A 24743-nucleotide genomic window follows, 5' to 3' on the forward strand; every position below is an offset into this window, starting at 1 on the left:
ATCTTACCCTGTTAATAACACCATCCCATCCGCAATGGGTCATCACTCTTATTCTGAAACTATTGCTTATTTTTATCTCATTGGAAACTCATTACAGGTTGAGTTGAGCATCTTGCCTTCCTAGTACCCGCATAATTTCAATATTACCATCATGAATGCGATAGTAGATACTATCAACTCCACAAACTGCTCGACGATAGCCTAGCCTGATATCATCAACAGCAGGTGAATTATAAGGCTGATTTGCTAACTGCTCGAAGCGTTCTAAAAATTTATAATAATATGCGTCAGCTTGCGCTTCACCAAATTCATCAAGACCACGAAACCAAATACGCTTTAAATCAGACTCAGCCGTTGCACTGAGTTTATAGTTTCCCATTATTTCGTGCTTCTTCTTTAAAGCTAGCTAGCATTTCACTCGGTGACCTTTCAACAAAACCACTTTGCTCTGCTTCTATTAACTTCAAGCGAAGAGCTTCAATCTCGGCTGCTCGTACTTGCTCTTTTCTGATCAAATCTCGTAATAATTCACTGTCACTAGCATAATTACCAGTTGCTAGTTGAGCTTGCATCCATTGTTCTTGTTGATCTGTTACTGTGATACTTTTCTTTACCATTGCCATAATTTACCTCCAATGCAAGAAATTCAGTAAGGATAAAATCCTACTTTATACTACCACAGTAAAGTTTAGCGCAGAACTGGTATGAATCAATATGAGTTGCACCTTACAACCCTTAGTTGGTAACTGAAGCGGCAATTTGGTAGCCAAATAAAAATAGATCTATTTTTAAAGGGCAACGAGGGGCGCGGTCTTATGCACCACGCCAACATTGAGGCTGTAGAACATGATGTTAAGCAAGAATTTACTCGCGAGACGCTTACTACCCTGACACAATCGCAAACCGCTCATTAATTGGGCAATCAAATAGGAGAATGATGATGTTTGCCATATTTAAAAACGGTCAGACAACTAATTACAACTCCAGCTTGTCTGAGTTCGTTCGCAACGCCGACTCGTCTAATAAGAAAAAGTATACAGCCGTGTCATTGATAGAGCTGCAGAATCTCAAGACTCAGTAGTGAAGCTGGCTGAGCTACTACAAACTCGCTGATATTCGAGGGAGTCAGAAACTCCCTCTATTGTTTTGTCTCATTTATGCTAATAAAGCTGACATCAGTTCGAGTCGCTGTTCCTTTCTGAAGTTTGCCAATTGTTTTGAATACCTTTATCCACACACAAGTCAGATAGCTTTCTTACTTATTGCTTTGGCCTTTAATTAATTCACCTTCAAATTCCGGAATTGGACGCTGTTCAGCTTGTTTTTGCGTTGTTACCTTACCGTTTTTTTCAATATCCTTTATTAACCACTCCATCTCCTTTATTTCCTTTCGCTGAGCTTTGATGATGCCATTTGCTAACTCTCGCACGCGACTGTCTTCAAGGTCCGAGCGCTCACTGGTTAAGATGGCTATTGAGTGATGAGGAATCATTGCTTTCATATAGGCAGTGTCTGAAATAGTACTTTGTGAGCGAACCAGATAAAGACACCCAGCGAAAATTAACGCTGCAATTATGAAAATTGCTGCATTGAGTTTCTTGTTGCTATACATGCCTAACATGAAAGCTAACATTATGATCGCCATACCTGCTCCCATGTAAAGCGCCATATAGGTCCGTGTTTCACTAAACCAGACATGTGAGATAGCGTACGTATTAAGGTACATCATAAAAAACATTGTTGCTGTGGAAGCAATAATCATTGCAGCAAATTTAGTGTATTTCATTTGTAATCCTTACTTAAGAAAAACCACTCTGTGTAATATCTTTTCACCATACGAGGAAAAGTTAATGAGTATTAGATTGTTCAAGAACCATACCAACCAGTAGTGGTTCATCGATGAAGCAAGCAGCACAAATAGGTCGTGAGGAAGCTTTCTTTAAACCTCTTGTCCAATGGTGGCAATCGCTAGCGAACTTGTTTCGAACCAGATAAATGCTATACGCAACAGAAGTACCGACGCTTTTGACAGGCAAACTGCGGAATACTTTCCTTGCTCTCAACTTCATTAGCCTCGTTTAATTTCTAAAATCCATCCCCATAATGATGAGGCTTCCGAAGTGGTTGGAAGTAATTATTGTTAAAAGGATATTAGAAACAATGAAACGTACTATTCTCGCCAGTATCTTTGGCGCGCTTTCTTTAAATGCTTTCGCAGCTTCGCCTTCATATGACTTCGTTAAAGCTGGATACGTACAAGCAGATATTGAAAACGCTGGTGACTTCGAGCCAACGGGCTTTCAAATTCAAGGCTTTAAATCACTTAACGAAAATGTATACCTGACAGGTCGTTATGGTCAGTTAAGTGAAGATGCATCTGGAGTTGATATTGATTTGGACTACGTGTCTGCAGGTGTCGGTTATAGATATGGTCTAACTCAGAATACGGACTTTTTTGGTGAAGTTACTTACGAATATGTAAATCTCGATATCGAACTAGACTCTATTTCGGGTGAAGACGACAACGGCTATGGCATTACTGCCGGTATTCGTTCAATGCTGTCAGAGCAATTTGAGCTTCGCGGTGCTATTCGCTATATCGACATTGAACAAGATGAAACAGCTTTTGAAATTGGTGCAGATTATTTCTTTACGCCACAGTTTTCATTTGGTGCGACTTACGTGATAGCAGATGATGTTGACCTACTAGGCGTATCTGCACGTTACACTTTCTAACACCTTTAATGGGTTAACGTACTCGCAACAAAGCCACGTTACACAACGTGGCTTTTTTATTAAATTAAATAAACTCTCACCGAGAGTCACCTAAAAAGGTTTAGTACAAGAGCAACCGACTTAATCTAAATACACCTCAAACTCTGCAATTTGTGGTCGTTGTGTCGCAGAATCGATGACAAAGTTGATTTTATCCAAATTGGTATTTGAAAACGAAATCGTACTTGGAATTGAGTTTCCTGATGCCAATACGCTGCCTGTGTCATTGTTCACAAGTTGCCATGAAGTTACCGCACCCTGAGTAGAAGAGGTCTCAATTATCCGTACAGTATTTACTGTCGTATTCAAGCGTTTAATGCTAATTCTTCCCGTCGTTCCGCTCGGAGACCAGTAAGTAGATACATCCCCATCCCTAACGTTCCCGTAACTTGTTCCACTGTATTTTGAGCTACCGTCAGATTGAGCATTTAACGCTAAGTTGGTGCTGCTTGGCGGATTGCCTCCTGAGTTATCACCTCCCCCAGTATCGCCACCTCCTGTATCACCGCCGCCGTTGTCACCACCTCCGGTATCGCCACCGCCACCAGTTGAACCGCAGCTACCGTCTGATACTGCAAGATTTTTGTTGGCACCAGCGGTGTTCTCAAGAATATCTCGTATACAAGATGCCCCATCTAGCGAGTAACTATAGGGAATAGATATTGATGCTGTAGATTGAACGTTTGGCCCTGCAGGTTCATAGTCACTGTCTGAGCCGCTCCACGTAACACCACTTCCGAAAGTGTTTCCCGCAACCTGCCAATAACCATCAGTTGTTGTATAAAACGTACCCAGAGGATCTTTACTATTCTCGAAATAGTTGTTTTCTACTTTGACTTCGGCTCCTGCGCGGGAATTGATCCCCGAAGAGCGAACGCCGTCATAGTAGTTATTGTAGATGTGAGCTGTAGCGCCCCTTACAAGGGGAACGCGTGAGTTCAAATTATCAAAGATATTGTGATGATAGGTGATCGGACCGTTATTGACTTGTGATTCGCTTGAACCTACCAAACCACCTCGATCTGAGTTACGTAAAATGCTGTAAGATAAGGTGATGTATTTCGAATTATCTTTAACATCGAACAAACCGTCATAACCATCACTTTCGCCACCACTAGCCTCTAAGGTTACGTGGTCAACCCATACGTTGCGAACGTCTTTTTCTATCCCTATTGCATCGCCACCATTTGACGTGGGTGAACCCGATTTTTTGACATTCTTAACATGAACATTTCTTATAATGATGTTTTGGGAATTCCTTATATGTATACCCAGCTGGTCGAATGTAGCGCCACCGCCTACACCAATAAGTGTCACATTCGCGATGTCTTTTAACTCAATTTTGTCTTCTGCGGTATTACAGCTGTCTCCAGACACTTTTTCAGTATTACCATGATTGATTGTACCCGAGACTTGAATAATGATTGGCGTTTCTGAGGTGTTTCTATTACACAATGCTTCGTGAATTTGTTTACCCGTAGAAGCTTGTACTACTTGTCCACCTTGACCGCCTGTCGTGCCTCCGTTCTGTGTGTGAAAACCTGAAGCAACTGCAGACGTAGAGACGGCAAAGGCTATTGATGATGCAATTATCGTCGATTGAAATATAGGTAAGTTCTTTTTCATTTTTTGTCCTTAGATTAATAATTAGAAGGGCGTACTGCTTCAATTACTCAACAAGACAACATCAATTAGTTCAGCTTTCTGTGTGAACTAAACGAACTTAATCACCGCCCAAATTGCCACCGGTGGCAAGACAATAATAGTAACCAAATGAAAATAGTTAACAATCGCATTGATAACAAATTATTAATAAATATAACAAAAAATGAACAATCGAAAATATAGCACTATTAATCATATACTTAAATTATGCCGAACGCTGGAGAACATACCCACAAATGCTACCGGTATCCCAAAGGGGAGGGGTTAGTTTGTTGGTGAGAAATTAACTTAAGATTTAGGCGTGTCACTATCTGTTGTCTGAATTGCCCCTTCCTGCTCAAGGTTAAGCGCAGTAATTGGAAATGGAATGACAATCCCTTCTTCATCAAAACGCTTTTTAAGCATTTTTATAAAGGCGCTTTTTATGAAGAAGCGGTTAAAGTATTCACGGGTTCTCAGCATCACTGTTAAGTTGATACTAGAGTTGTCAAAGGTGTGAAACAGAACAAAGGGTTGGTAGGTTTTAACGCCGTATTCGTGCTGCTGAAGAATTGTATTGGCAACGTCTAAACAGACTTTTTCAACATGCTCCAGATCAGAGTTGTAGTGGACACCGACGTCAACAGGCACCGACAGCTCGCGTTCAGGATAGTAATAGTTAATTAGCTTTGAATTAGAAAGCTTGCTGTTAGGCATGATAACGATGTTGTTAGGTAGCATTCTAACCCAAGTAGAGCGCCACCCTATTTTCTCTACAAACCCTTGCTCTCCCGAATCCAGCTCGATGAAATCACCTATACGAATGGGCTTATCCATTACCAACTGAATACCCGAAAAGAAGTTCTCGAGCGTTGGCTGTAGCGCTAATGCTACTGCGAGCGAAGTAATACCTAGCGACGCTACAACAGGCGTTACTGACACTCCCATGGTACTTAGAATAATAAGAATTGCTAACACGGCAAAAAGAGCTCTAACTGCTCCACCGGCAATAGCGCTGGTATTTTTAACTATGGTTGACTGGTCGCGATAACGACTCAACGAGTAAGTGACAAAACGCTCGAAGAAGAGAAACAAAGTAATGATAAGACCAGCTTCAATAACAATGGTTAACGCCTTAATAGCCCCTTCGTTTTCAATCTGAAAAACTGAAACAATACTTTTAACTAAAAGCAGGAAGATAACCCAAATAAGTAAATTAAGTGGAGCATTGAGCGACAACACAAGCACGCGATAGATATCCGACATACTGCTGTTTTCTGAGCGCGCTTTAGCTTTCAAACGCACCAATATAAGTCGTTTGATAATGAAAAGCACAATTACAGCGCCCACTAACCCGGCTATTGCAATTGCCTGCTGATTTTCAAGTAGTTGAGTGGTGTCCACGATTGACGGGGCTCCTGCGTAAAGTAGTGACTTTCTTATTTATTCGCTAAACCTCATTACGTGAAAAATGACGCAAAAGATGCACCAACTGTTTGCTCATTACGCAAAGCGTATTGTTTGAACCGTTTATCAAAGGCAATAAAAAAGCCCCGTATCGTTTACACAACACGGGGCCTTGAGTAGTTCAATAATCGCCTGTTTAAGCTTTTATGAGTCGGTCACCTTTGCCAAAAATGACCTTAAGCTTAAATGCTTTTGCCAATGACTAATTAAGTATGTCCAAAGGCGACACTTTCCCTGTTACTGGGTTAAACTCAAATGTTACTGTTCCTGTAGTCGCATTGCCGTTTTGATCTACGTTTGCGTCGTTGATATCACTAACAAACTGATCGATGACAACGCGATAAGATGTAGGCCCGTTAGCCCAACCATTCACGCGAACACGATACGTATCACCAGGGACAATGCCACCGCCTACTTGCTCGTTAGAGCCCAGATTTCCCGAACTCGCCATAATATTACCCTCGGCGTCTAGCAGTTCAAAGTCAAGATCTGGCACCGCGACTACCTCTACATCAGCGCTCAGTGTTGCCACTACACTTGAAGCACTAGGCAGTGCAGTAAATGGAATATCAACATAGTCAACCCCATCAATTAACGCTTCATCCGCTGCGCCAATTAAGACAACACCCGTGTGCTCTTCTATATTATGGTAAACCACAGACTGCTCTTTTGGCTCAGAGGTATCAATGGTAGGCGTTTCTCCTCTTCCTGTTGAAGAAGCGCCAGCTTCATAGCCGCTGATCCGCGCTTGGAACGTAAAAAGTTTTCCATTTGGATTGTCGAATTTTATGTAACGCAGTGCTGATGTTCGATCAACATCTAGCGGCTGGTCGAAACGGAACCTGGCTATGTCCCCGTTTTTACCTGTACCACCATTGTCTGCGTTCAACACGGTAATACTCCCGTTACTAATATGGGTAATATCGAAATCTACAGGGCCGTAAATTCTCTCATCACCCGTATTTATCAGCGCAATATCGAATGCAAAAATGCCATTATTGTAGTTAACATTTCCCACTTTGTAGTCAACCTGATTGCTCACATCAACCGAGTTCAAACCGGTTGAAGCAATTCCTGACATGTTGGAAAAGCCAACTTGCTGACTGGTATTAAGACTAATTGCACGTACTACGTATTCATAATCAAACGAGTCTATACCTTGACCTGCTCCGCGTCCTAACCCTTGCCCCTTGTCGATGTAGTAACTATCACCTACTACAAACTCAACGTGGGTAAAACCTGAGAATGTGAGATCGCCTTCAAAATACTCTCGGGTCGGTACACCCGTAAACAAACGCGCACTCGACCCTTTTTTGCGTTTTAACACTTGATAAGCAAAAGCGTCAGGTACGGTTTCCCACGTAATTTCAATCGCGTCGTCTGATATGATATGCGCGTCTACAGTTTCCGGTGCTGCTGGTTTAGCCTGATTAGCCGTAAACTCGCTCACAGCTGTTGAAATGGTCTGGCGACCGCCAATGGGTGCTTTGGCATTGGCTCCTAGCTCTCTAGCAGCAAAAACGCGCTCTATCAAAGCATGATGGCGACCCGGTGAGGTTAAATCTAACGGGTCGGTTGGATACAAAGCAGCATCGGCGATAAGTACCGCATCTCTTGCTCGCACGAAGGTGTCAGGTGCAGATACCCCCAGCACATACATTGAGCCTAAGAATATACGCTCCCAGGTTTCTTTCCCTAAACTAGTTTCTTGGGTAGGGTCGCCTGTTACAGGATCGGGGCGTACGAAGTCTTGCTTGGGCTGTAGCGCCACCATGAGTTCACGCAAATCCCACATTGCACCCGCATATATTTCGCCATCGCGATGCTCTTCAAACGCATTGTCTCTGGTACCTAATTGCGAATAACGAATTTGGCTCTGGGCTGAACGAATAAACTCAAAAGAGTCTGGATTAACTCCCTGCTCTCTCAAGTATTTTCGCAAATCACACGAATTGACCGGGTAAGTACCTAGGTCAGGTGTTTCACCCACAGAGTATGCCCACAAATCGGCTTGCCCTTCATTTAGCGCGCCGCCTTCTGGCTCCCCTTCAAAACCTGCGATGGGCGTTATAGTTGCATGAGTACCTTCATGTATAGGTACTGAGAAATCCATTGCTAAGTTGTTAAATAGGTAACCATGACCATAAGCAGTTGGGTTAACTACCACTTCTTCTCCTGCAATCTCCTGTGACAGCGGCACTGCGAATGCATTGTCTAACCCCAAAAGCTTAGCCATGAACTCAGGATCTGCCGGGTTGTCTGGTGGATCGAGTACATTCGGAATATGTACCACACCAGTTAACGGTACGGCTTCGTTAGGGTAGCTATTGGGAAACGATCCATCGCCCACGCCACGACTATGCACAGCATCGCCATCCTTATGAAGGTAATCTAAATATTCGAGTAATGTGGTGATGTAAATAAACTGACTAATGCCGTCAATGTGATGTGCCGTAGAAGGCGTTACATGATCATCTTCTACAGGCCTTGCCTCAATGGCTGCATCTTCACTGAAGTGATACGTGCCCGTTGCCGCTTGTGGAAACGGCCCTTTCGTTAGCATCGCACTTTCGATTAGTGCGTGCTTGCCGGTGAGTAACCCCTCAACGCCCGTTACTAAGTTTGTATCGTCAAATTTACGCAAGTTGATGCGTTCCATCCCCTTGGGTTTGCCGGTGTACCCACCCGCGTCATCCTCAATTAAACATTCGCTTTGCATAGATTGCGTAATAGGCGGAAAGGTTGGGAAATAATCAGCTGTCTGCTGCACGACACCAACTTGAGCGGTCTGCGTAGCCTCATTTTCCCCCGTAGGAAGGATGGTTTTGACCCTATCATTTCGAGCCAGAATTTCTCCAGACTGCGCGTCAATTACGTATTCAAAAACACCAAAGGGGCTTGACGAATAATAGAAAAATTTCCAAGCCAATTTAAGCTTGTTGTTATCTTGTACAACAATTTGCTGCGGAATAGGTTTAGCAAATACACCTAGACTTTTCTCTATTTGAGAGAACGCAGGGTTCAAAACGTCTAACGCTTCTATCGGCAGTGCTCGCTTGTAAGACGCTAAATCGGCAGTCGCCACGCTAATAGCACTGCTTGCTGAAAGTACCTGAGTGTTGGCGACAGGCGTGCTTATCGCAGTATCAACAAACAGTGCCCTTACCACCTGCGACTCATCGATTAGAAGTCCAACGCCTCTGTCTTTGATTTTCACACCATCAATAACTTGGTCAAATCTAATTAAGTGACCACCCAACGCTGCCTTGCTGCGGTGAGGGTTAAAAACAAAGTTCGATTCGGTTAAGCCACCTAATAGAGCAGAATGACGACTGATAAAGTCATACCCCATTTGTTCCGGTGACGCTCCTGATACCTCAATAGCAATGCCGAAAACACTGTTTAAGTGGCCGTTAGCAGTTCTTAACGTAGAAGATGGAAATTGGGTTTGTAGCTGGTCTATCGCCATTTGAAATAAACTGTTCGCTGGCGGGTTTACGACGTTGTCTGTTAAGTTTATTTCGGCAATACGGTGCAACGAAGCATCTAAAGGCGCGTGTATTGTAGAGGCACTTGCTACGAAAGGTAAAGCAGCTGCTACCGCAGCATAAATAAGGGTTCTTTTTTTCATTATTCAATCCTTAAAATTTGGAGCTATCAATGCGTTCAGCGTTAATACTGAACAACGACTTGATAGCGTTAACCAAATTAGGATCGAGCAAAAAACGTTCATCCACCATAGGGGTTAACCACTAGAGTCAACTGCACCAACCAGATGAATATCATGTAAAAATTAAGCGCGCCGCTATTTGATTTTCCTATTCACAATCTAAGTATCGCAAGGTGAAGATACAGCGCGTGCATTAATTTTTTAGTGATAACAGCGCTTCATTATTTGGAAAATGTTCCAGCCCCTGCTTTAAAATCGTGCTGGCTTCTTTGGGCTTGTTGTTTTTGCGTAAGGCCAAGACATAGTTGTGCACATAAGCGTGTTGATGCTGCCCTACTTCATACCCTTTTTTAAACCAAGTGACCGCTCGGTCGTCATCTTGCTCTAAATAATGATTGCCAATTAGGAAATAGCTTAACCAGTATGACGGCCAGGTTTGTGATGCCGTCTCTAAAAACGCCAGTGCGCGTGATTTATCCCCCACTTTGAGCATATCGTAGGCGGCACTTATGTAGGTGAAGGGCTTCATTTCAGACGAGGTTACGTTGGGTGGCACCGGCGCTAAATACCAGTAATTCCCTCTTCCCCAAGTTCTCTCGAAAAGCTCTAACGACATTTCATGATTGGGTGTGAGACCAGTATGTAGCGTCACCGTACCTTTGTCGCTATCAAACCCAATTACCACGGCATAGTGCCACTGAGGGAAAAGCTGGATGGAAAGATTTTGAAAAACAACCACCGGGATATCATCTTTGACCAATGACATAATTGACGAAAGTGTCCCGCGCTCAGTATAAGGCAAGAAACCAAACTGTCGGGTAGCGCTAACCATTTCCAGCTGCAAACTCCCTTCTTTATTGGGGATGAATAACTTAGGCGCAATGTCGTTTGGAGAGGTGCTTTCACCATAATAACCAAACACTTCAGATAGTGTGGTAGGTCCGCAATAAAACTGTTCTTGGGGAAAAAATGGTACAGATTGAATAGTGTGAGATTCAGGCAAAGAGGTAAGTCCCTCTTGCCTCAGTTTGTCGGCCTGAGGTGTAGATTGACAGCCAGAGAGCAAAAGTAAAAGTGAAAGGCCTGCTAGGGCGCAGGCCTTCTTAACTGCATTTATCATCCAATTAGCTGTTTACTGGACGAATAAATGGGTAAACGTCAGTTACACCAATTAGGTCCAAAATTGCGATAATAGCAAGTACGGTAAGCACTGCGCCTACAACACCACCCGCTGGAGCTTGATTAATTTCGTCATTTAACTGTGCAATTTCGCTATCAGTCATACCGTTGATTCTTGCAATAGCTTGATTGCTATCTACGCCTAAGCTTACTAACTTGCTTTGCACATCTGCGCGATTGACCATGTCAATCAACTGCTGCTTGTTGTAGTGAGCAGCCTGAGTTTGCATTACGGAATCTGAGCTAATCGCTTCTGCGTGCACACTCCCAGACATTAAAACCGTTGCCGAAAAGCAACCAATCGCAATTTTTTTCAAAATTTTCATGATGTTTCCCTCTTTTAAATGCACAGTTTTATTCTTCTATCGAATTACCCGTTTGAAGGTAACCTAAGTCGCATAAAACTTCGCACTGACTTAGCAGACACATTTGCGTACTGCGGTTTATTTTCAACTGTTTGAACTTTTACATCTAGCAAGCTTAAAGCCATATTGTTCTTGCATGCCTTTCACATACTTCGAGCCCTGAAAGCTGCGTGAAGCATGCGAAAATAGTGCTTTGAAGCGAAGAAACAGAAATCACTCTCTGTGAAATATAGTTAAACTAAATTGCATCACCAAATATTAATAACAGGTAATATTTACCCTTAAAGGAATTATTTACCCACTACTTTTACATTGCCTAAGTCACCTTGCTACTTAATCGCACACTGAAAACTGTTCAAAATTCCCTCGACATGTAGCCCTCAATTCCTTATAGTGCGCGCGCTTTTATATATTAGTGAAGTGACAACCGCTTTCACTATTATCTCTTCTCATCGTTTTACCCCTGGATACCTGTTTTGATTACCACCGCAAATATCACAATGCAGTTTGGCTCTAAGCCATTATTTGAAAATATTTCCGCAAAATTCGGCAACGGCAACCGATACGGCCTGATTGGCGCTAACGGTTGCGGCAAGTCTACCTTTATGAAAATTCTAAGCGGTAAACTTACCCCATCGTCGGGCAACGTTTCTATGTCGCCAGGCACAAAGCTAGGTATCTTGAGTCAGGATCAATTTGCGTTTGAAGAGTTTAGCGTAGTCGATACCGTGATCATGGGTGACCGTGAGCTGTGGGAAGTTAAGCAAGAGCGCGACGCCATTTACAGCAAGGCTGAAATGAGCGAAGAAGACGGCATGCGCGTGGCAGACTTGGAAACCCAATTCGCCGAGATGGACGGTTACACTGCTGAAGCACGCGCTGGCGATATCTTAAACTCAGCTGGCATCGACGAAAGCTATCATTTTGGTCTAATGAAGGAAGTCGCACCCGGTAAAAAAGTACGTGTGCTTTTGGCGCAGGCATTATTTGCCGAGCCTGACATTCTGCTTCTAGACGAACCAACCAACAACCTGGATATCTACACCATCAGTTGGCTTGCTGAAGAGCTTAACAAGCGTAAGTCGACCATGCTTATTATTTCGCACGACAGACACTTCTTAAACTCTGTATGCACGCACATGGCCGATATCGACTACGGTGAACTGCGCGTTTATCCGGGTAACTACGACGACTACATTCAAGCTGCCATGCTGGTTCAAGAACAGCTTCATGCAGAGAATGCTAAGAAGTCAGCGGAAATTGAAGAGCTACAGAGCTTCGTAGCGCGATTCTCTGCCAACGCATCGAAAGCGAAACAGGCCACCTCTCGTGCCCGCCGTCTTGAGAAAATTGAATTGGCTGAGGTAAAAGCGTCTAGCCGTCGTAAGCCTTACATTGTGTTTAACCAGCATAAGAAACTTCACCGCCTTGCCATCACGCTTGAAGACTTAGGCCATAGCTACCCAGATCTTCCGTTATTCGATAACGCGAACTTGCTATTAGAAGCAGGTCAGCGCTTGGCGATTATTGGTGAGAACGGGGCCGGCAAAACCACGCTTTTGAAGTGTTTGGTTAATGACATTGAACCTACCGCAGGTAGCTATAAGTGGGCTGAAAACGCTGCGATTGGCTACATTCCGCAGGACAACGCCAAATACTTTGCCGAAGATATCACTATGTTTGAGTGGATGAGCCAATGGCGCAGTCCAAAACACGATGACCTGCAAATAAAAGGTATGTTAGGACGTTTGCTATTTACGTCTGACGACTTCAACAAACGCGTGCAGGTATGTTCTGGTGGTGAGAAAAACCGTTTGTTGTTTGGAAAGCTAATGCTTCAAGACATCAACGTATTGGTAATGGATGAACCCACTAACCACATGGACATGGAGTCGATTGAAGCCTTGAACAACGCACTGTACAAGTTTGATGGTACAGTTATTTTTGTAAGTCACGACCGTGAATTCGTTTCGTCACTGGCGACGCAAATCATCGAAATTAAAGACAAGAAACTGAATCACTTCGATGGAAACTACGAAGAGTTTTTGGCGCATAAAGAAAACGCGTAATTATATATCTATGCCTTCATCAATAGATGAAGTGAGCCACATAACAAAACGGGCACTTATTTAAGTGCCCGTTTTTTGTTTAAGTATATTAAACGCTTACTGACCAGATAAATACTTACCAACCGCTGTCGCTAAGCGGTCAAAGTAGTTAACAATCGTATTTTTAATTGGCGCTAACTCTTGTTCCGTTATTTCATCAAAGTTATCTGGCGGTGTGAAATCTTCAACACGCTCATTTTTTAGCGCATCATCTTGAAATTCGGTAAACGCTGGCAGCGTTAAGATATCAACTGGCTTGTCTAAACGCTCAACACTAACGTTAAAGCTTGCCGAAGCAATATAGTGATCGGTACCCAAAAAGCTACGCGTGAATAGTCCGAACCCTTTGCTTTGATGCTCAGAACAGCCATAAGTACCGCACTCGGTTATAGCCACCGTTGGTGCTTCTTCAATGATAATCACGGTGGCAATGCCTTTGTCTAACAATGATTTTCTTAACGTGTTTTGTTTTTCATTAAAAGACCCGTTCTCGCCTTCACCCATCACAAAATCAAGGGCGCCTGCATCGTCCACCATCGACGAAATATCTACAGTAGTGAAACGACTGTTTTGTTCAATGGCTTTTTTGAACGTGCTATACAGCGCGTTGTTCAATTGCCAGTCGTAGCCATATTCTTTCGTAAAATTATTGAATTTAGTGGTACCGATATGCGTGTGAGTTGGAAACTTTTTAGCGCTCACCAATACCCCAACTTTCTGCTTTACTGGCTTTGCGGGCTTTACCGGCGTAACAGACTTACTATCAGGCCCTTTAGACGGTTCGCTTTTAGTGGTTTCTTCATTTTCGCTGTCGCTATCTCGCACCGCATCTTCTTGCTCTGCACTTTCGGTTGGCGTGGCTTCTTCGCCATTAGGTTGAGATGGAGTACTTTCACCAGAGTCCATACCTCGTTGAGTCACACACCCTGATGCCAACATTAAAACGGCTAACAGAACAGTTAACTTTGTCACAAACTTCATTACACTTCCTTATTTCAAAGCCATTTAAGTTAATACTAAATTTTTACCTAAAAGACCATTCTCATATTACTGAAAACGTGGTTCAGCGCATTGGCCGAATTAAGCAGCAAAAAGTCTGCGCGTTGACCTTCAGCAATACAGCCTATATCACTTTCCAACCCCATAAATTGCGCTGGTGTGGCACTCGCCATTTTGCTCGCATCTTCTAACGTTACACTGCAATCATTATGGGTGTTCAAAACTGCGCTATGCATATCCAAGCAAGAACCAGCCAGTGTTTTTCCGTCTGGTGTAGTAAGTTTATCGCCATGTCGTACAATTTCGGTATTGAAAAAATGAAGGCGCTCAATGTCACTGCCCACGTGCGCCATGGCATCGGTAACCAACATGGCGCGAGTTGCACTTTTCACTTTTAATGCCAACTCAGCACTTTTACGGTGTAAATGATGATGATCGATAATGAAACCACAATACACAGAGTCGTTAAGTAACGCTGCACCAACGGCACCCGGCTCGCGCGACGTTAATGCAGACATTGCGTTGTACAAATGAGTAAAGCCCGTGGCTCCCGCATCGATAGCGGCCTGAACTTGCTCATAACGGGCGTTGGTGTGTCCAATTGCAACCACTACTCCTTCAGCAACCATTTCTTTTATGAAGCTGGTACTTACCGTTTCTGGTGCGACAGTAAGTAAAACTTTACCAATGTCTTTGCGACACAAGGTTGCAAGCTCTGCGTCAGAAGGCGTTCTAATAAATTGCGCTTCGTGTACGCCCTTTTTAGCTTTGCTCAAAAAAGGCCCTTCAAAGTGAACCCCTTTTATTAACGCTTTAATGCACTCTGGGCCGCCCGCCATTACTTCGGCAATGGCATCCGCCGCCTGAGCCATTGTTGAAGCATTATCGGTAATGATAGTTGGCAACATAGACGTTGTGCCGAAACGCAGATGAGCCAGCGCCATGGTTTCTACATTAGCCGCTGAAGGGTTGTGATTAAAAAGTACACCACCACCGCCGTTCACTTGCGTGTCGAAATAACCCGGGATGAGCTTTCCTTTATAAATACCGCTGAGTTCTGATGGGCTAGCATCGCTAATACTGACTATCTTGCCGCTATCAGCAGTAATGGTTTGGTTTTCAAGCCATCCTTTTGGCGTTAAAACCTGCTCGACAGTAATCGATTCTCTCATTCGCTTTTTACTCTTTTGGCAAAGCTGATAGCGCCATGTTCAGCACTTTTTAGGGGCGCTGTTAAATTAGAAGAGATAGAAGGTAAAAGTAAAGGCGCGTAAACATCAGCGAGGCCACCAACTAAACATAGCGGCAATGTCGAAGCCTGATTGATCAACGCTTCACCCAACTGATTGAGATAATCTGCTCCCCTTTGGATAAGAGATGTTGCGGCGGCACACTGGTCGCGATAAGCCTGTATCACCACTGGTGCAATATTGCCAAAATCTGCAGCATTGTAATTGGCTACCAAAGCCACTAATTGCTGAGGTGACGCTAAATTAAGGTGTTCACAAATTCTGTCGTTTAATTCACTGGCGGGCTCTACTCCATCATATGAAAGCAGTACATGCTTAATGGCCGATAAGCCCAGCCACGCACCACTCGCATCATCGCCGACTTGCAGGCCGTAACCACCTTTGTCAGTAAATACGCCTTTGTCGTAACGGGTTGCCGCTGAACCTGTACCGCAAATAATAAGGGCTCCAGGCTGGTTATCGTGCGCGCCCAAACAAGCAGCGTGTAAATCACTCATTAACACGGTATCGGCAAATGGGTTGTCTAACGCTAAAAATGTCTGCTTTGCTTGCGGAATATTCGCCCCCGCCAGTCCAGCCGCTAGCAACACTTCTTCGCATGTAATCGGCAACGCAGCACTTTCTATTGCGTCTAACGTTGCGTCTATTATCGACCCCATTGCTTGTTCGGGGTTGGTCATTATATTTGCAGGGCCTGCAGCCCCTTCACCTAATACATTACCGTCAATATCTTGCAACAGTGCCCGGCATCGGGTGCCACCACCGTCAATACCCACTACATATTTGTAACTCACGGGTTACCTGCTTCTCTAAACTATTCAATACAACTTGTTGTATGCACTTTACCACACCGATTTCACAGAATAACTTGCTTTCTTGCCAGTAAAGCAGCCTTTCACGTTTCCTCAAAATCCTAACATTAGTCTGTAATGAATTTTATGTAGGGTAAACAGCTGACAAAACGTACAGCTTAGCTCAATAGGCACAAGCGAATATGATCGAAGAACACAGCAGAGCAGTATCTTGATTAAAAAGGAAATTTACCTATGAATTTAAAAACCGTTATTGGCGCAATAACTCTAGCTTGCGTAGGTGTTAGTTCTACTCCCGCTTTTGCACAACAAGCTGGCGCTCAACAACCTCAGGGTTGGATGTGGGGGTTTGGCGTCGCAGCATCGCAAGATGTATATACCGACTTTGATAATCGCGTTGTTCCTATTCCTATTATCGGCTACACCGGTGAAAAATTACGCGTTTACGGACCATTTATTGGCTATGAACTTTTTCGCGAAAGTGGCTTTACTTTTGACGCTCAGCTTGTCCCGATATTTGCAGGTTATGAAGAAGATGACAGCGCTGTATTTACAGGTATGGACGACAGAGATTTTAGCTACGCGGCCGGAGTTGGGCTTAACTACAACACGGGTAGCTGGGTTTATTCATTGTCAACCAATGCCGATATTCTTGGTAAGTTTGACGGCTACCAAGCGTCCGCCCGTATCGGGAAAAGGTTTAGAATAAATAACTTCATGATCGAGCCGTCTATAGGCGTAAACTACCAAGACAGCAATTACGTCGACTATTACTACGGCGTACGCCCTGAAGAAGCCACAGCGTTCCGAAGTGCATATAACGGCGATAGCGCGCTCAATACGGAAGTACGCGTTGCCATCTCGACCCGTCAGTTTCTGGGCGGCATGACCCGTTTAGAAGTTGGCGCAACTTTCTTTGACGATAGCATCAGCGATAGCCCGCTGACAGACGATGATACCGCGCTTAACGCCATGCTGGTTTATACTCGCTTTTTCTAAAGGTTTGGGTGAGTGATATGCTCAAGCACAAAAGAGCGAAGCTTTGCTACTAAACATAATGTGCGCAATAAAGGTGGGTACTAAGTGTAACCAACGCTGGCACAAAGCATAAAAATGCCCTCACATTCGAGGGCATTTTCGTTTTCTTGGTTTAGCATCTGCGCAAGCTTTAGCGTCTACGCAGGCTTTTTAAACGCTAGCGTTTCCCACAGTGGTACAGTAGACAAACTATGTTTGTAACTGCCAGACGTCTCTTTAGTACTGTAAGACAAATAAATCAGTGTTTTTGAGTCGGCATCATAAATTCTTCGAAGCTTCATGTTCTTGAAAAACACGCTCTTCGATTTTTTGAATATTACTTCCCCTGAATCTGACTTATCAATGGCGTTTAACATCTCAGCCGTAATAGGGCCGGTTTGTCTGCACGCGATTGAACTGTCTGATGGATCCGACAAATCAAGGTTCGCTTCAATACTTGAAATATGGCAGGTTACACCTGTCACTATGGGGTCTTGAAGCGCATCAATTTTAATGTCTTTTGTGGTAAAAAGACCAAGAGACACATCGCCCACTTCGCTGTCGCTACAGCCTGCCAACGTAAACACCGACGCGGCGAGCAAACCCAACACAGTGCTTTTCACAAAAGAGCCGCTCTTAAAAGTGCCTTTCATAGAAGTACGAGCCTCGTATGAACTTAACCAACGTCCATTTGTTTTCATATCATTCCCACCTCTGCTCTATTCATGATCTTTATTTGTTTACTCGAAATACCGAGCCTGTGATCATTTTAGCCTAACAGGTTTAACTGTGTCTTCTCCATAAGGTCGTGCTGCTTAATAAGTTGCTTTGCCTTTTCAATATCTGGCGCAAAATAACGGTCTTTGTCGTAAAACGGCACTTGGTCTCTTAGTAGCTGCATCAACGCTTGGAGCTTTTCGCTGGTTTTAAACGGCTTCCTAAAATCTAACCCTTGGCAGGCCGCTAACCACTCAATGGCCAATATACCTGCCACGTTATCGAAAATATCTCGTAAACGCCTCGCGGCGAAGGTAGCCATAGACACGTGGTCTTCTTGGTTAGCAGACGTAGGCAACGAGTCGATAGATGCGGGGTGCGCCAGGGTTTTGTTTTCACTAGCAAGCGCCGCACAGGTAACCTGCGCAATCATGAAGCCCGAGTTTACCCCACCATTTTCAACAAGGAACGGTGGCAAACCACTTAAATGCGTATCAATCATTAGCGACATTCTGCGCTCCGACAGCGCGCCAATTTCAGATAGTGCAATAGCCAGCATATCTGCCGCCATTGCCACTGTTTCCGCATGAAAGTTTCCGCCAGATAGAATATCGCCAGTTGGCGTATCAGCGTCATCATTATTTTCAACAAAAACCAACGGGTTGTCGCTTACCCCATTAGCTTCAACCACCAAAATCTCTTGGGCATAACGCATTTGCTGTAAACACGCTCCCATCACCTGTGGCTGGCAACGCAGAGAGTACGGGTCTTGTACTTTTTCACACCGTTGATGTGAATGACCAATCTCTGAGGTGTCTAGCAATGTTCTAAACGCAGTCGCCACATCGCTTTGGCTTTTGTGGCCACGCACTTCGTGGATCCGCGCGTCGAACGGCACGCGGGAACCTAACGCGGCCTCAACAGTAAGCGCACCAATACCTATAGCACTATGAAGCGCATTTTCAGTATAAAACAACCCCTGAAGTGCAAACGCTGTCGAGGCTTGCGTGCCGTTTAACAGTGCTAAGCCTTCTTTGGGTGCCAGCGCAATTGGCTGCATGCCGGCTATTTCAAGGGCTTGGGCTGCACTAATTCTCTCTCCTTTATAAAAAGCTTCCCCTTCCCCTAACAGCACCACACTCATGTGTGCTAAAGGCGCTAAATCGCCGCTGGCGCCTACCGAGCCTTTTTCAGGAATGGCGGGGTAAACTTGTGCATTAAACAAGGTAATGAGCGCTTCTATTACGCTGAGGCGAATGCCAGAATAACCACGGGCCAAGGAGTTAATTTTTAACAGCATGAGCAGGCGCACAGTATCTTCCTGCATAAAGTCGCCCGTACCGGCTGCGTGCGATAACACAATACTGCGCTGTAACAACTCTAACTCATCAACATTAATACGGGTATTAGCCAACAAGCCAAAGCCGGTATTGATGCCATAGACAGTCCGGTTTTCTTTAATGACGTTCAGTACTACTTGCTCGGCGGCGTTTATAGCGGGTACTGCACTTTCATCTAACGATAAATGAACGTGGCTTCGATGTACTTCCCGTAACTGATCTAACGTCAATGTACCTGGCACAAGATTAAGTTGCTTAACACCACTGCTTTCAGTGAAAGATGATTGCAACATGACTATTTCTCCCCGCCTAAGCCCTTGTTCGAGCTTGACTGTGTGTTTGCTCCATGGGTGCTTTGATTATTAGCCCCGCTATTTATCATGGGAAGATCGAGGTTATGCTTGGCAGCACAGTCTTTTGCTATGTCGTAGCCTGCATCGGCGTGACGCATTACACCTGTGGCAGGGTCGTTATGAAGAACCCGAGCAATACGGTCAGCCGCTTCATCCGTACCGTCACAAACAATCACTACACCCGAGTGTTGGCTAAAGCCCATTCCTACACCGCCGCCATGGTGAAGGCTTACCCAGGTAGCGCCCCCCGCTGTGTTTAATAGGGCGTTTAGTAACGGCCAGTCTGATACGGCATCTGAACCATCGAGCATGGCCTCGGTTTCTCTATTAGGTGATGCTACCGAACCAGAGTCGAGATGATCCCGTCCAATCACAATTGGCGCGCTTAACTCGCCACTGCGAACCATTTCATTAAAGGCAAGCCCCAGCTTTTGTCTTTCACCCAGCCCCACCCAGCAAATACGCGCGGGCAGGCCCTGGAACTGAATACGTTCTTTAGCCATATCTAGCCAGTTATGTAGATGGGGGTTGTCGGGTATAAGTTCTTTGACCTTGGCGTCCGTTTTATATATATCTTCCGGATCGCCCGACAGCGCAGCCCATCTGAAAGGCCCTATGCCCTGACAAAAAAGCGGTCGAATATACGCAGGAACAAAGCCCGGGAAGTCAAAGGCATTTGCAACACCTTCTTCTAGTGCCATTTGTCTAATGTTGTTGCCGTAATCGAGGGTGGCGGCACCAGATTGCTGAAAACCTAGCATTGCCTTAACTTGTAATGCCATTGATTGTTTAGCGCTTTTTACCACGCAGGCTTCGTCTTTCTTACGCTGCGCTTCAGCTTGGTCTAAAGTCCAGCCCACTGGTAGATAGCCGTTTAGCGGATCGTGCGCACTGGTTTGGTCGGTCACAACGTCGGGAATAATCCCTTTCGCTAGCATATCGGGAAAGACTTCAGCAGCATTGCCTAATAGGCCAATTGATACAGGCTTCCCAGCTTTTTTGGCTTCTTCTAGGAGTTGCATGGCTTCTTCTAACGATTGCGCTTTTTTGTCCAAATAGCCCGTGCGAATTCTGAAATCTATGCGGGTTTCATCCACCTCCACAGCTACCATTGAAAAACCAGCCATGGTTGCAGCTAAAGGCTGTGCTCCGCCCATACCGCCCAAGCCACCAGTTAAAATCCAGCGCCCTTCAGCACTGCCTTCAAAATGCGTTTTAGCCACGCTCACAAACGTTTCATAAGTCCCCTGAACAATGCCTTGCGAGCCTATGTATATCCATGACCCTGCCGTCATTTGCCCGTACATCATCAAACCTTCTTTATCCAGAGCATTAAAGTGCTCCCAGTTTGCCCAATGCGGTACAAGGTTAGAGTTAGCAATTAACACACGAGGTGCATTTTCGTGAGTGGGAAATACCCCAACAGGTTTGCCTGATTGAACCAGCAACGTCTCATCAGTATTTAAACGCTTGAGTACTTCTACTATTTTGTCGTAAGACGCCCAGTCACGGGCCGCGCGCCCAATGCCGCCGTAAACTACCAAGTTTTGCGGATGTTCCGCCACGTCTGGATCCAGGTTATTCATCAACATGCGAAGCGGCGCTTCGGTTTGCCAGCTCTTAGCATTTAGTGTACTGCCTCTTGGGGCACGTATTTCTCTTGTAGGGTCGAGGCGTTTCATAAGCTTCTCCTAGGCATATTCTTACGTTTGCCGATTTGTTTTTTATTAGGAAGTGTCATCTTTTTAGAAAGTAGTGAGTTGCTAGCGCCTTTGGCGCGATGACACTTAGAACTCCAAGTGTCCTCCCAAGCGGTATCGACTGCCTGGGTGATACAGCACCGCGTGGCTTACCACTGCGCTTGAACTCGCTTTTGGACTATTATTTAAGGATGTATCTGACGTAGCCTTTAAACCGTTCTTTAACTTGGCATTCGCCTTTGACGACTCGCCAATATTGCTCTCATCGCTGGTTATTGCGCTGGGCACTCGAGAAAAGGTTCGTCGAGTAATTTTCAGGCACGGCTCTTTAGGCTTAATCAAAAGTGCTTGTGCAATATCTTTTTCAACAACTACAGCTTCTACGCTGTGGTCGGCTTGTGAAAGGGGCGCGACCTGATTCAAATAAAAGTTTGCAGTTTGAGCTTTAAAATCTTTATCTAAATAGTCGTTAATCCACGCTGGGTTAACCCACCTGTCTTCATACTGCACAGGTAGATTGTTCTCGCAGTGTACGATAATGCTATGAAATACTGGTTCTCCCACATCGATACCCAGTCGTTGAGCAATAGCGTCACTGGCTGGCGAGGTTTCCAACACCAATATCTCGTTAGTGTATCTATGCCCCCGCTGCTCTATTTCATCGCGAATGCTTTTGATCTCAAGCATTGAGCTCATAGGGCGACTATCTGACACAAAGGTGCCTATCCCCTGGCTGCGCATTAAAATGCCCTCGTCCACCATTTCACTTAACGCTCTTCGCGCAGTCATCCGGCTTACACCGTGCTGCTGGGCAAGTTGGTTTTCTGAAGGCACTTGGCTACCCGGCTTCATCTCACCACTTTCGATGGCATCCAAAATTGCTGTCTTAATTACTCTGTACCGAGGTTGCATATCGTGGCCATTCACAACTAAATTGTTAATAATATGCTAACAGCATACTTGTATATACAAGTATGCACAAGTACACTGAACTCAAAATTTACACTGCGTTTCAGTAAAGATTCTGGTCAAAGCCAGACAAAGAACAAGACGACCAGTTAGACGAAAAAACCAGACAAGAGGTGGCTTAGAGTGGAGCACGTTATGGGTTATCAGTACGACACGCTTATTTACAATGTTCGCATTGCGTCTATGCAAGACAACGAGTTGCCTTATGGCGAATTACCGCCACACGCCATTGCCGTAAAAGACGGCAAAATTGCTGCGTTAATTCCTTGCGATGACTCACTAGACGACGTGTATAAGCAGGCCAAAAGCGTAATAGATGCCACTACCCTAATTCCGCAAAATGAAGGTTCAGCGCCCAAACACCCGTGGCTATTGCCTGGTTTCATCGATTGTCATACGCATCTGGTGTATGGCGGCAATCGCGCCGAAGAATTTGAAATGCGATTGCAGGGCGCAAGTTATGTAGACATTGCGCAGCGCGGCGGTGGCATTAAAGGAACGGTTGAAAAAACTCGACGCTCTGACGAAAACACCCTTCTTCACACTGCGATAAAACGCGCAAAGCGACTGTGCGAAGAAGGTGTTACCACCATTGAAGTCAAATCAGGTTACGGGCTGGATTTAGACACTGAAGTGCGCATGTTACGCGTGGCTAAATCTCTTGAGCAGCATCTTCCTGTGAGTATTCAAACTACCTATTTAGGCGCTCACGCCCTGCCCAATGAATTTGCTGACGACTCAGAAGGATATATCGATTTCATTTGCAACGAGGCACTTCCTCACATTGCTTCGCAAAACTTAGCCGACGCCGTTGATGTATTTTGTGAAACCATCGGCTTTTCAACTTCACAAACAGAACGGGTGTTTAGCAGCGCACAGCAGCACGGTTTACCCATTAAAGCTCATGTAGAACAGCTTAGCGACAGCAAAGGCGCAGTGCTAGCAGCTAAGTACGGCGCACTGTCGGTAGATCACATTGAATATTTAGCTGACAGCGATATTCCATTACTTGCCCAAAGTGGCACCGTTGCCGTGCTTTTACCAGGCGCATTTTATTACTTAAGTGAAGTTCAAAAGCCGCCAGTAGACGCCCTAAGGGCGCACAATGTGCCCATGGCATTAGCGACAGACTTTAATCCAGGTAGTTCGCCGTTAGCCTCAATCCTTACCGCGTTAAATATGGGGTGTGTGCTGTTTCAACTTACGCCAGAAGAAGCGCTACGCGGTGCTACTGCTCACGCGGCTAGCGCACTCGGGCTGCACGACCGAGGTGTTATTGAAGCAGGCAAGCTTGCTGACTTAACGCTGTGGGATATCGAAACGCCGGCAGAGCTTGCCTATAGTATTAATGGCCACCGCCCCGTTGCGGTGTTTAAGGAAGGTAAACATGTTTAAGTGGCAAGGCAGAATAGACAGTGAAGACGGGATTGAGGGCCTACGTTGGCATCAAAAAGTTAACGAACTTGAAGTGGGCGATAATAATTCATTAGCCAACTCAGTTACCCTTGTTGGTTTTGAGAGTGATTTAGGTGTGGCATTTAACAAAGGCCGCGTAGGTGCAGCTGCTGGTCCAAACGCTATTCGCCAAGCACTTGCAAACTTACCTTGGCACTGGCCAAGCGCAGCATTGGCTGATTTAGGGAATGTTACCGCTAAAGAGAACTTAGCCCAAGCGCAAACCCAATATGCCGACGCCATTTGTTATGCGCTCAAGCAAAATGATGGATTGGTCATTGGGCTGGGAGGGGGACATGAAATTGCATGGGGTAGCTATCAAGGGGTTTTCAATGCTAAGTCGAAAACGTCCCGCATTGGAATTATTAATTTCGACGCCCATTTTGATTTAAGAAAGCCTTCACCAAACACCAGTTCAGGTACGCCGTTCAGGCAAGTGTATGATCACTGCCAGTTACACGACACACCGTTTCATTATGCTTGTTTGGGCGTATCGAAAGCGGCCAATACACCAGCGCTGTTTAACTTTGCGAATACGTCCAAGACCCGTTATTTAACCGACGTGGCATTAAATGATGAATCGCTGTGCATGCAACGAATAGATGAGCTGCTATCTCCGATGCTAAAAGACACCGATGAGCTTTACGTCACCGTATGTTTAGATGCATTTCCAGCAGCACAAGCACCTGGCGTTAGCGCGCCCAGTGCATTGGGAATATCCCCCACACTTGTTATCAACACGCTACACTTTTTAGCACAGCACCAAAGTACTTACGGGTATCAATGGAGATTGTGTGACGTTGCGGAAATGAACCCCAATTATGATATTGATAGCCGCACAGCAAAGCTGGCTGCACGGCTAATTTTTGAAGCGGTAGATGCAGTAAGTTCGCACACTTAAACTGTTTAACGCTTTTATGTTT

20 protein-coding genes are annotated in these 24743 nt (G+C 44.9%); 5 read left to right on the forward strand and 15 right to left on the reverse strand.

All coding sequences use genetic code 11. From position 1 onward, the window contains the following. Positions 1-91 precede the first annotated feature (91 nt). The 3 genes from ACFI6L_RS17910 to ACFI6L_RS17920 form a co-directional block, all read right to left on the reverse strand. Entirely contained in the window at positions 92-379 is a 288-nt protein-coding gene (locus ACFI6L_RS17910; RefSeq protein ID WP_462574532.1) for a type II toxin-antitoxin system RelE/ParE family toxin, read from the reverse strand. Continuing rightward, positions 366-623 carry a type II toxin-antitoxin system ParD family antitoxin gene (locus ACFI6L_RS17915; protein ID WP_462574533.1) on the reverse strand — a complete coding sequence of 86 codons (258 nt, stop codon included), beginning with the start codon at positions 621-623 and terminating at the stop codon, positions 366-368. Before ACFI6L_RS17915 ends, ACFI6L_RS17910 begins: the two co-directional genes overlap by 14 nt. A gap of 632 nt (positions 624-1255) precedes the next feature. Then, positions 1256-1786, reverse strand: a complete 531-nt coding sequence (locus ACFI6L_RS17920; protein WP_462574534.1) for a DUF305 domain-containing protein — start codon at positions 1784-1786, stop codon at positions 1256-1258. A 374-nt stretch (positions 1787-2160) separates the two neighbouring features. Here ACFI6L_RS17920 and ACFI6L_RS17925 point away from each other — a divergent pair, with 374 nt between their 5' ends. Continuing rightward, on the forward strand, positions 2161-2736 hold the full coding sequence (locus ACFI6L_RS17925; protein ID WP_462574535.1) for an outer membrane beta-barrel protein: 576 nt from the start codon (positions 2161-2163) through the stop codon (positions 2734-2736). 120 nt (positions 2737-2856) lie between these two features. Here ACFI6L_RS17925 and ACFI6L_RS17930 read toward each other — a convergent pair whose 3' ends face one another. The 5 genes from ACFI6L_RS17930 to ACFI6L_RS17950 all read right to left on the reverse strand — a co-directional run bounded on the left by ACFI6L_RS17930 (position 2857) and on the right by ACFI6L_RS17950 (position 11061). Beyond that, positions 2857-4401, reverse strand: a complete 1545-nt coding sequence (locus ACFI6L_RS17930) for a pectate lyase family protein (RefSeq protein WP_462574536.1) — start codon at positions 4399-4401, stop codon at positions 2857-2859. A 327-nt stretch (positions 4402-4728) separates the two neighbouring features. After that, positions 4729-5823 (reverse strand): mechanosensitive ion channel family protein, encoded by a 1095-nt coding sequence (locus ACFI6L_RS17935; protein ID WP_462574537.1) that lies wholly within the window; start codon positions 5821-5823, stop codon positions 4729-4731. Positions 5824-6088: 265 nt separating this feature from the next. Next, the gene (locus ACFI6L_RS17940; protein WP_462574538.1) at positions 6089-9517 is read right to left on the reverse strand and encodes a M36 family metallopeptidase; all 3429 of its coding nucleotides are present in this window, start codon (positions 9515-9517) and stop codon (positions 6089-6091) included. Positions 9518-9749: 232 nt separating this feature from the next. Then, positions 9750-10676, reverse strand: a complete 927-nt coding sequence (locus ACFI6L_RS17945; RefSeq protein ID WP_462574539.1) for a PA2778 family cysteine peptidase — start codon at positions 10674-10676, stop codon at positions 9750-9752. A gap of 4 nt (positions 10677-10680) precedes the next feature. After that, positions 10681-11061 (reverse strand): PA2779 family protein, encoded by a 381-nt coding sequence (locus tag ACFI6L_RS17950; RefSeq protein ID WP_014997475.1) that lies wholly within the window; start codon positions 11059-11061, stop codon positions 10681-10683. Positions 11062-11576: 515 nt separating this feature from the next. On the opposite strand from ACFI6L_RS17950, the gene ACFI6L_RS17955 reads away from it, so the two are divergent. Continuing rightward, a complete protein-coding gene (locus ACFI6L_RS17955; protein WP_076011472.1) occupies positions 11577-13169 on the forward strand; it encodes an ABC-F family ATPase in 1593 nt (530 codons plus the stop codon). Between the two features lie 96 nt (positions 13170-13265). Here ACFI6L_RS17955 and ACFI6L_RS17960 read toward each other — a convergent pair whose 3' ends face one another. The 3 genes from ACFI6L_RS17960 to ACFI6L_RS17970 are packed head-to-tail and all read right to left on the reverse strand — an operon-like array spanning position 13266 to position 16251. Next, a complete protein-coding gene (locus ACFI6L_RS17960) occupies positions 13266-14189 on the reverse strand; it encodes a hypothetical protein (protein ID WP_462574540.1) in 924 nt (307 codons plus the stop codon). A 47-nt stretch (positions 14190-14236) separates the two neighbouring features. After that, complete coding sequence (gene nagA / locus ACFI6L_RS17965) at positions 14237-15379, reverse strand: N-acetylglucosamine-6-phosphate deacetylase (protein ID WP_462574542.1); 1143 nt, start codon at positions 15377-15379, stop codon at positions 14237-14239. After that, a complete protein-coding gene (locus ACFI6L_RS17970; protein WP_462574543.1) occupies positions 15376-16251 on the reverse strand; it encodes a glucosamine kinase nucleotide-binding domain-containing protein in 876 nt (291 codons plus the stop codon). Before ACFI6L_RS17970 ends, nagA begins: the two co-directional genes overlap by 4 nt. 252 nt (positions 16252-16503) lie before the next feature. Between ACFI6L_RS17970 and ACFI6L_RS17975 the strand changes: the two genes are divergently transcribed. Beyond that, positions 16504-17268: a MipA/OmpV family protein gene (locus tag ACFI6L_RS17975; RefSeq protein ID WP_462574544.1), complete on the forward strand. Its 765-nt coding sequence runs from the start codon at positions 16504-16506 to the stop codon at positions 17266-17268. A gap of 176 nt (positions 17269-17444) precedes the next feature. Here ACFI6L_RS17975 and ACFI6L_RS17980 read toward each other — a convergent pair whose 3' ends face one another. The 4 genes from ACFI6L_RS17980 to ACFI6L_RS17995 all read right to left on the reverse strand — a co-directional run bounded on the left by ACFI6L_RS17980 (position 17445) and on the right by ACFI6L_RS17995 (position 22308). Further along, positions 17445-17987 carry a CreA family protein gene (locus ACFI6L_RS17980; protein WP_014948438.1) on the reverse strand — a complete coding sequence of 181 codons (543 nt, stop codon included), beginning with the start codon at positions 17985-17987 and terminating at the stop codon, positions 17445-17447. A gap of 68 nt (positions 17988-18055) precedes the next feature. Further along, a complete protein-coding gene (gene hutH, locus ACFI6L_RS17985) occupies positions 18056-19636 on the reverse strand; it encodes a histidine ammonia-lyase (protein WP_462574545.1) in 1581 nt (526 codons plus the stop codon). Positions 19637-19638: 2 nt separating this feature from the next. Then, positions 19639-21378, reverse strand: coding sequence for a urocanate hydratase (gene hutU / locus ACFI6L_RS17990; protein WP_462574546.1), 1740 nt, complete (start codon positions 21376-21378; stop codon positions 19639-19641). 105 nt (positions 21379-21483) lie between these two features. Next, positions 21484-22308: a UTRA domain-containing protein gene (locus tag ACFI6L_RS17995; RefSeq protein WP_370136101.1), complete on the reverse strand. Its 825-nt coding sequence runs from the start codon at positions 22306-22308 to the stop codon at positions 21484-21486. 192 nt (positions 22309-22500) lie between these two features. Here ACFI6L_RS17995 and hutI point away from each other — a divergent pair, with 192 nt between their 5' ends. Next, positions 22501-23760 (forward strand): imidazolonepropionase, encoded by a 1260-nt coding sequence (hutI, locus tag ACFI6L_RS18000; RefSeq protein WP_462574547.1) that lies wholly within the window; start codon positions 22501-22503, stop codon positions 23758-23760. Then, positions 23753-24721 carry a formimidoylglutamase gene (gene hutG, locus ACFI6L_RS18005; RefSeq protein ID WP_462574549.1) on the forward strand — a complete coding sequence of 323 codons (969 nt, stop codon included), beginning with the start codon at positions 23753-23755 and terminating at the stop codon, positions 24719-24721. Before hutI ends, hutG begins: the two co-directional genes overlap by 8 nt. The last annotated feature ends 22 nt before the right edge of the window (positions 24722-24743 follow it).

The organism is Alteromonas sp. G4i35 (genome assembly GCF_054960375.1).

Bases quoted from the DNA above. Each gene is read 5' to 3' on its own strand.
- hutU (WP_462574546.1), bottom strand. From the start codon at position 21,378: ATGAAACGCCTCGACCCTACAAGAGAAATACGTGCCCCAAGAGGCAGT.
- ACFI6L_RS17930 (WP_462574536.1), bottom strand. From the start codon at position 4,401: ATGAAAAAGAACTTACCTATATTTCAATCGACGATAATTGCATCATCA.
- nagA (WP_462574542.1), bottom strand. From the start codon at position 15,379: ATGAGAGAATCGATTACTGTCGAGCAGGTTTTAACGCCAAAAGGATGG.
- ACFI6L_RS17950 (WP_014997475.1), bottom strand. From the start codon at position 11,061: ATGAAAATTTTGAAAAAAATTGCGATTGGTTGCTTTTCGGCAACGGTT.
- ACFI6L_RS17925 (WP_462574535.1), top strand. From the start codon at position 2,161: ATGAAACGTACTATTCTCGCCAGTATCTTTGGCGCGCTTTCTTTAAAT.
- ACFI6L_RS17910 (WP_462574532.1), bottom strand. From the start codon at position 379: ATGGGAAACTATAAACTCAGTGCAACGGCTGAGTCTGATTTAAAGCGT.
- ACFI6L_RS17945 (WP_462574539.1), bottom strand. From the start codon at position 10,676: ATGATAAATGCAGTTAAGAAGGCCTGCGCCCTAGCAGGCCTTTCACTT.
- ACFI6L_RS17915 (WP_462574533.1), bottom strand. From the start codon at position 623: ATGGCAATGGTAAAGAAAAGTATCACAGTAACAGATCAACAAGAACAA.
- hutI (WP_462574547.1), top strand. From the start codon at position 22,501: ATGGGTTATCAGTACGACACGCTTATTTACAATGTTCGCATTGCGTCT.
- hutG (WP_462574549.1), top strand. From the start codon at position 23,753: ATGTTTAAGTGGCAAGGCAGAATAGACAGTGAAGACGGGATTGAGGGC.
- ACFI6L_RS17975 (WP_462574544.1), top strand. From the start codon at position 16,504: ATGAATTTAAAAACCGTTATTGGCGCAATAACTCTAGCTTGCGTAGGT.
- ACFI6L_RS17995 (WP_370136101.1), bottom strand. From the start codon at position 22,308: ATGCAACCTCGGTACAGAGTAATTAAGACAGCAATTTTGGATGCCATC.
- ACFI6L_RS17920 (WP_462574534.1), bottom strand. From the start codon at position 1,786: ATGAAATACACTAAATTTGCTGCAATGATTATTGCTTCCACAGCAACA.
- ACFI6L_RS17960 (WP_462574540.1), bottom strand. From the start codon at position 14,189: ATGAAGTTTGTGACAAAGTTAACTGTTCTGTTAGCCGTTTTAATGTTG.
- hutH (WP_462574545.1), bottom strand. From the start codon at position 19,636: ATGTTGCAATCATCTTTCACTGAAAGCAGTGGTGTTAAGCAACTTAAT.
- ACFI6L_RS17940 (WP_462574538.1), bottom strand. From the start codon at position 9,517: ATGAAAAAAAGAACCCTTATTTATGCTGCGGTAGCAGCTGCTTTACCT.
- ACFI6L_RS17980 (WP_014948438.1), bottom strand. From the start codon at position 17,987: ATGAAAACAAATGGACGTTGGTTAAGTTCATACGAGGCTCGTACTTCT.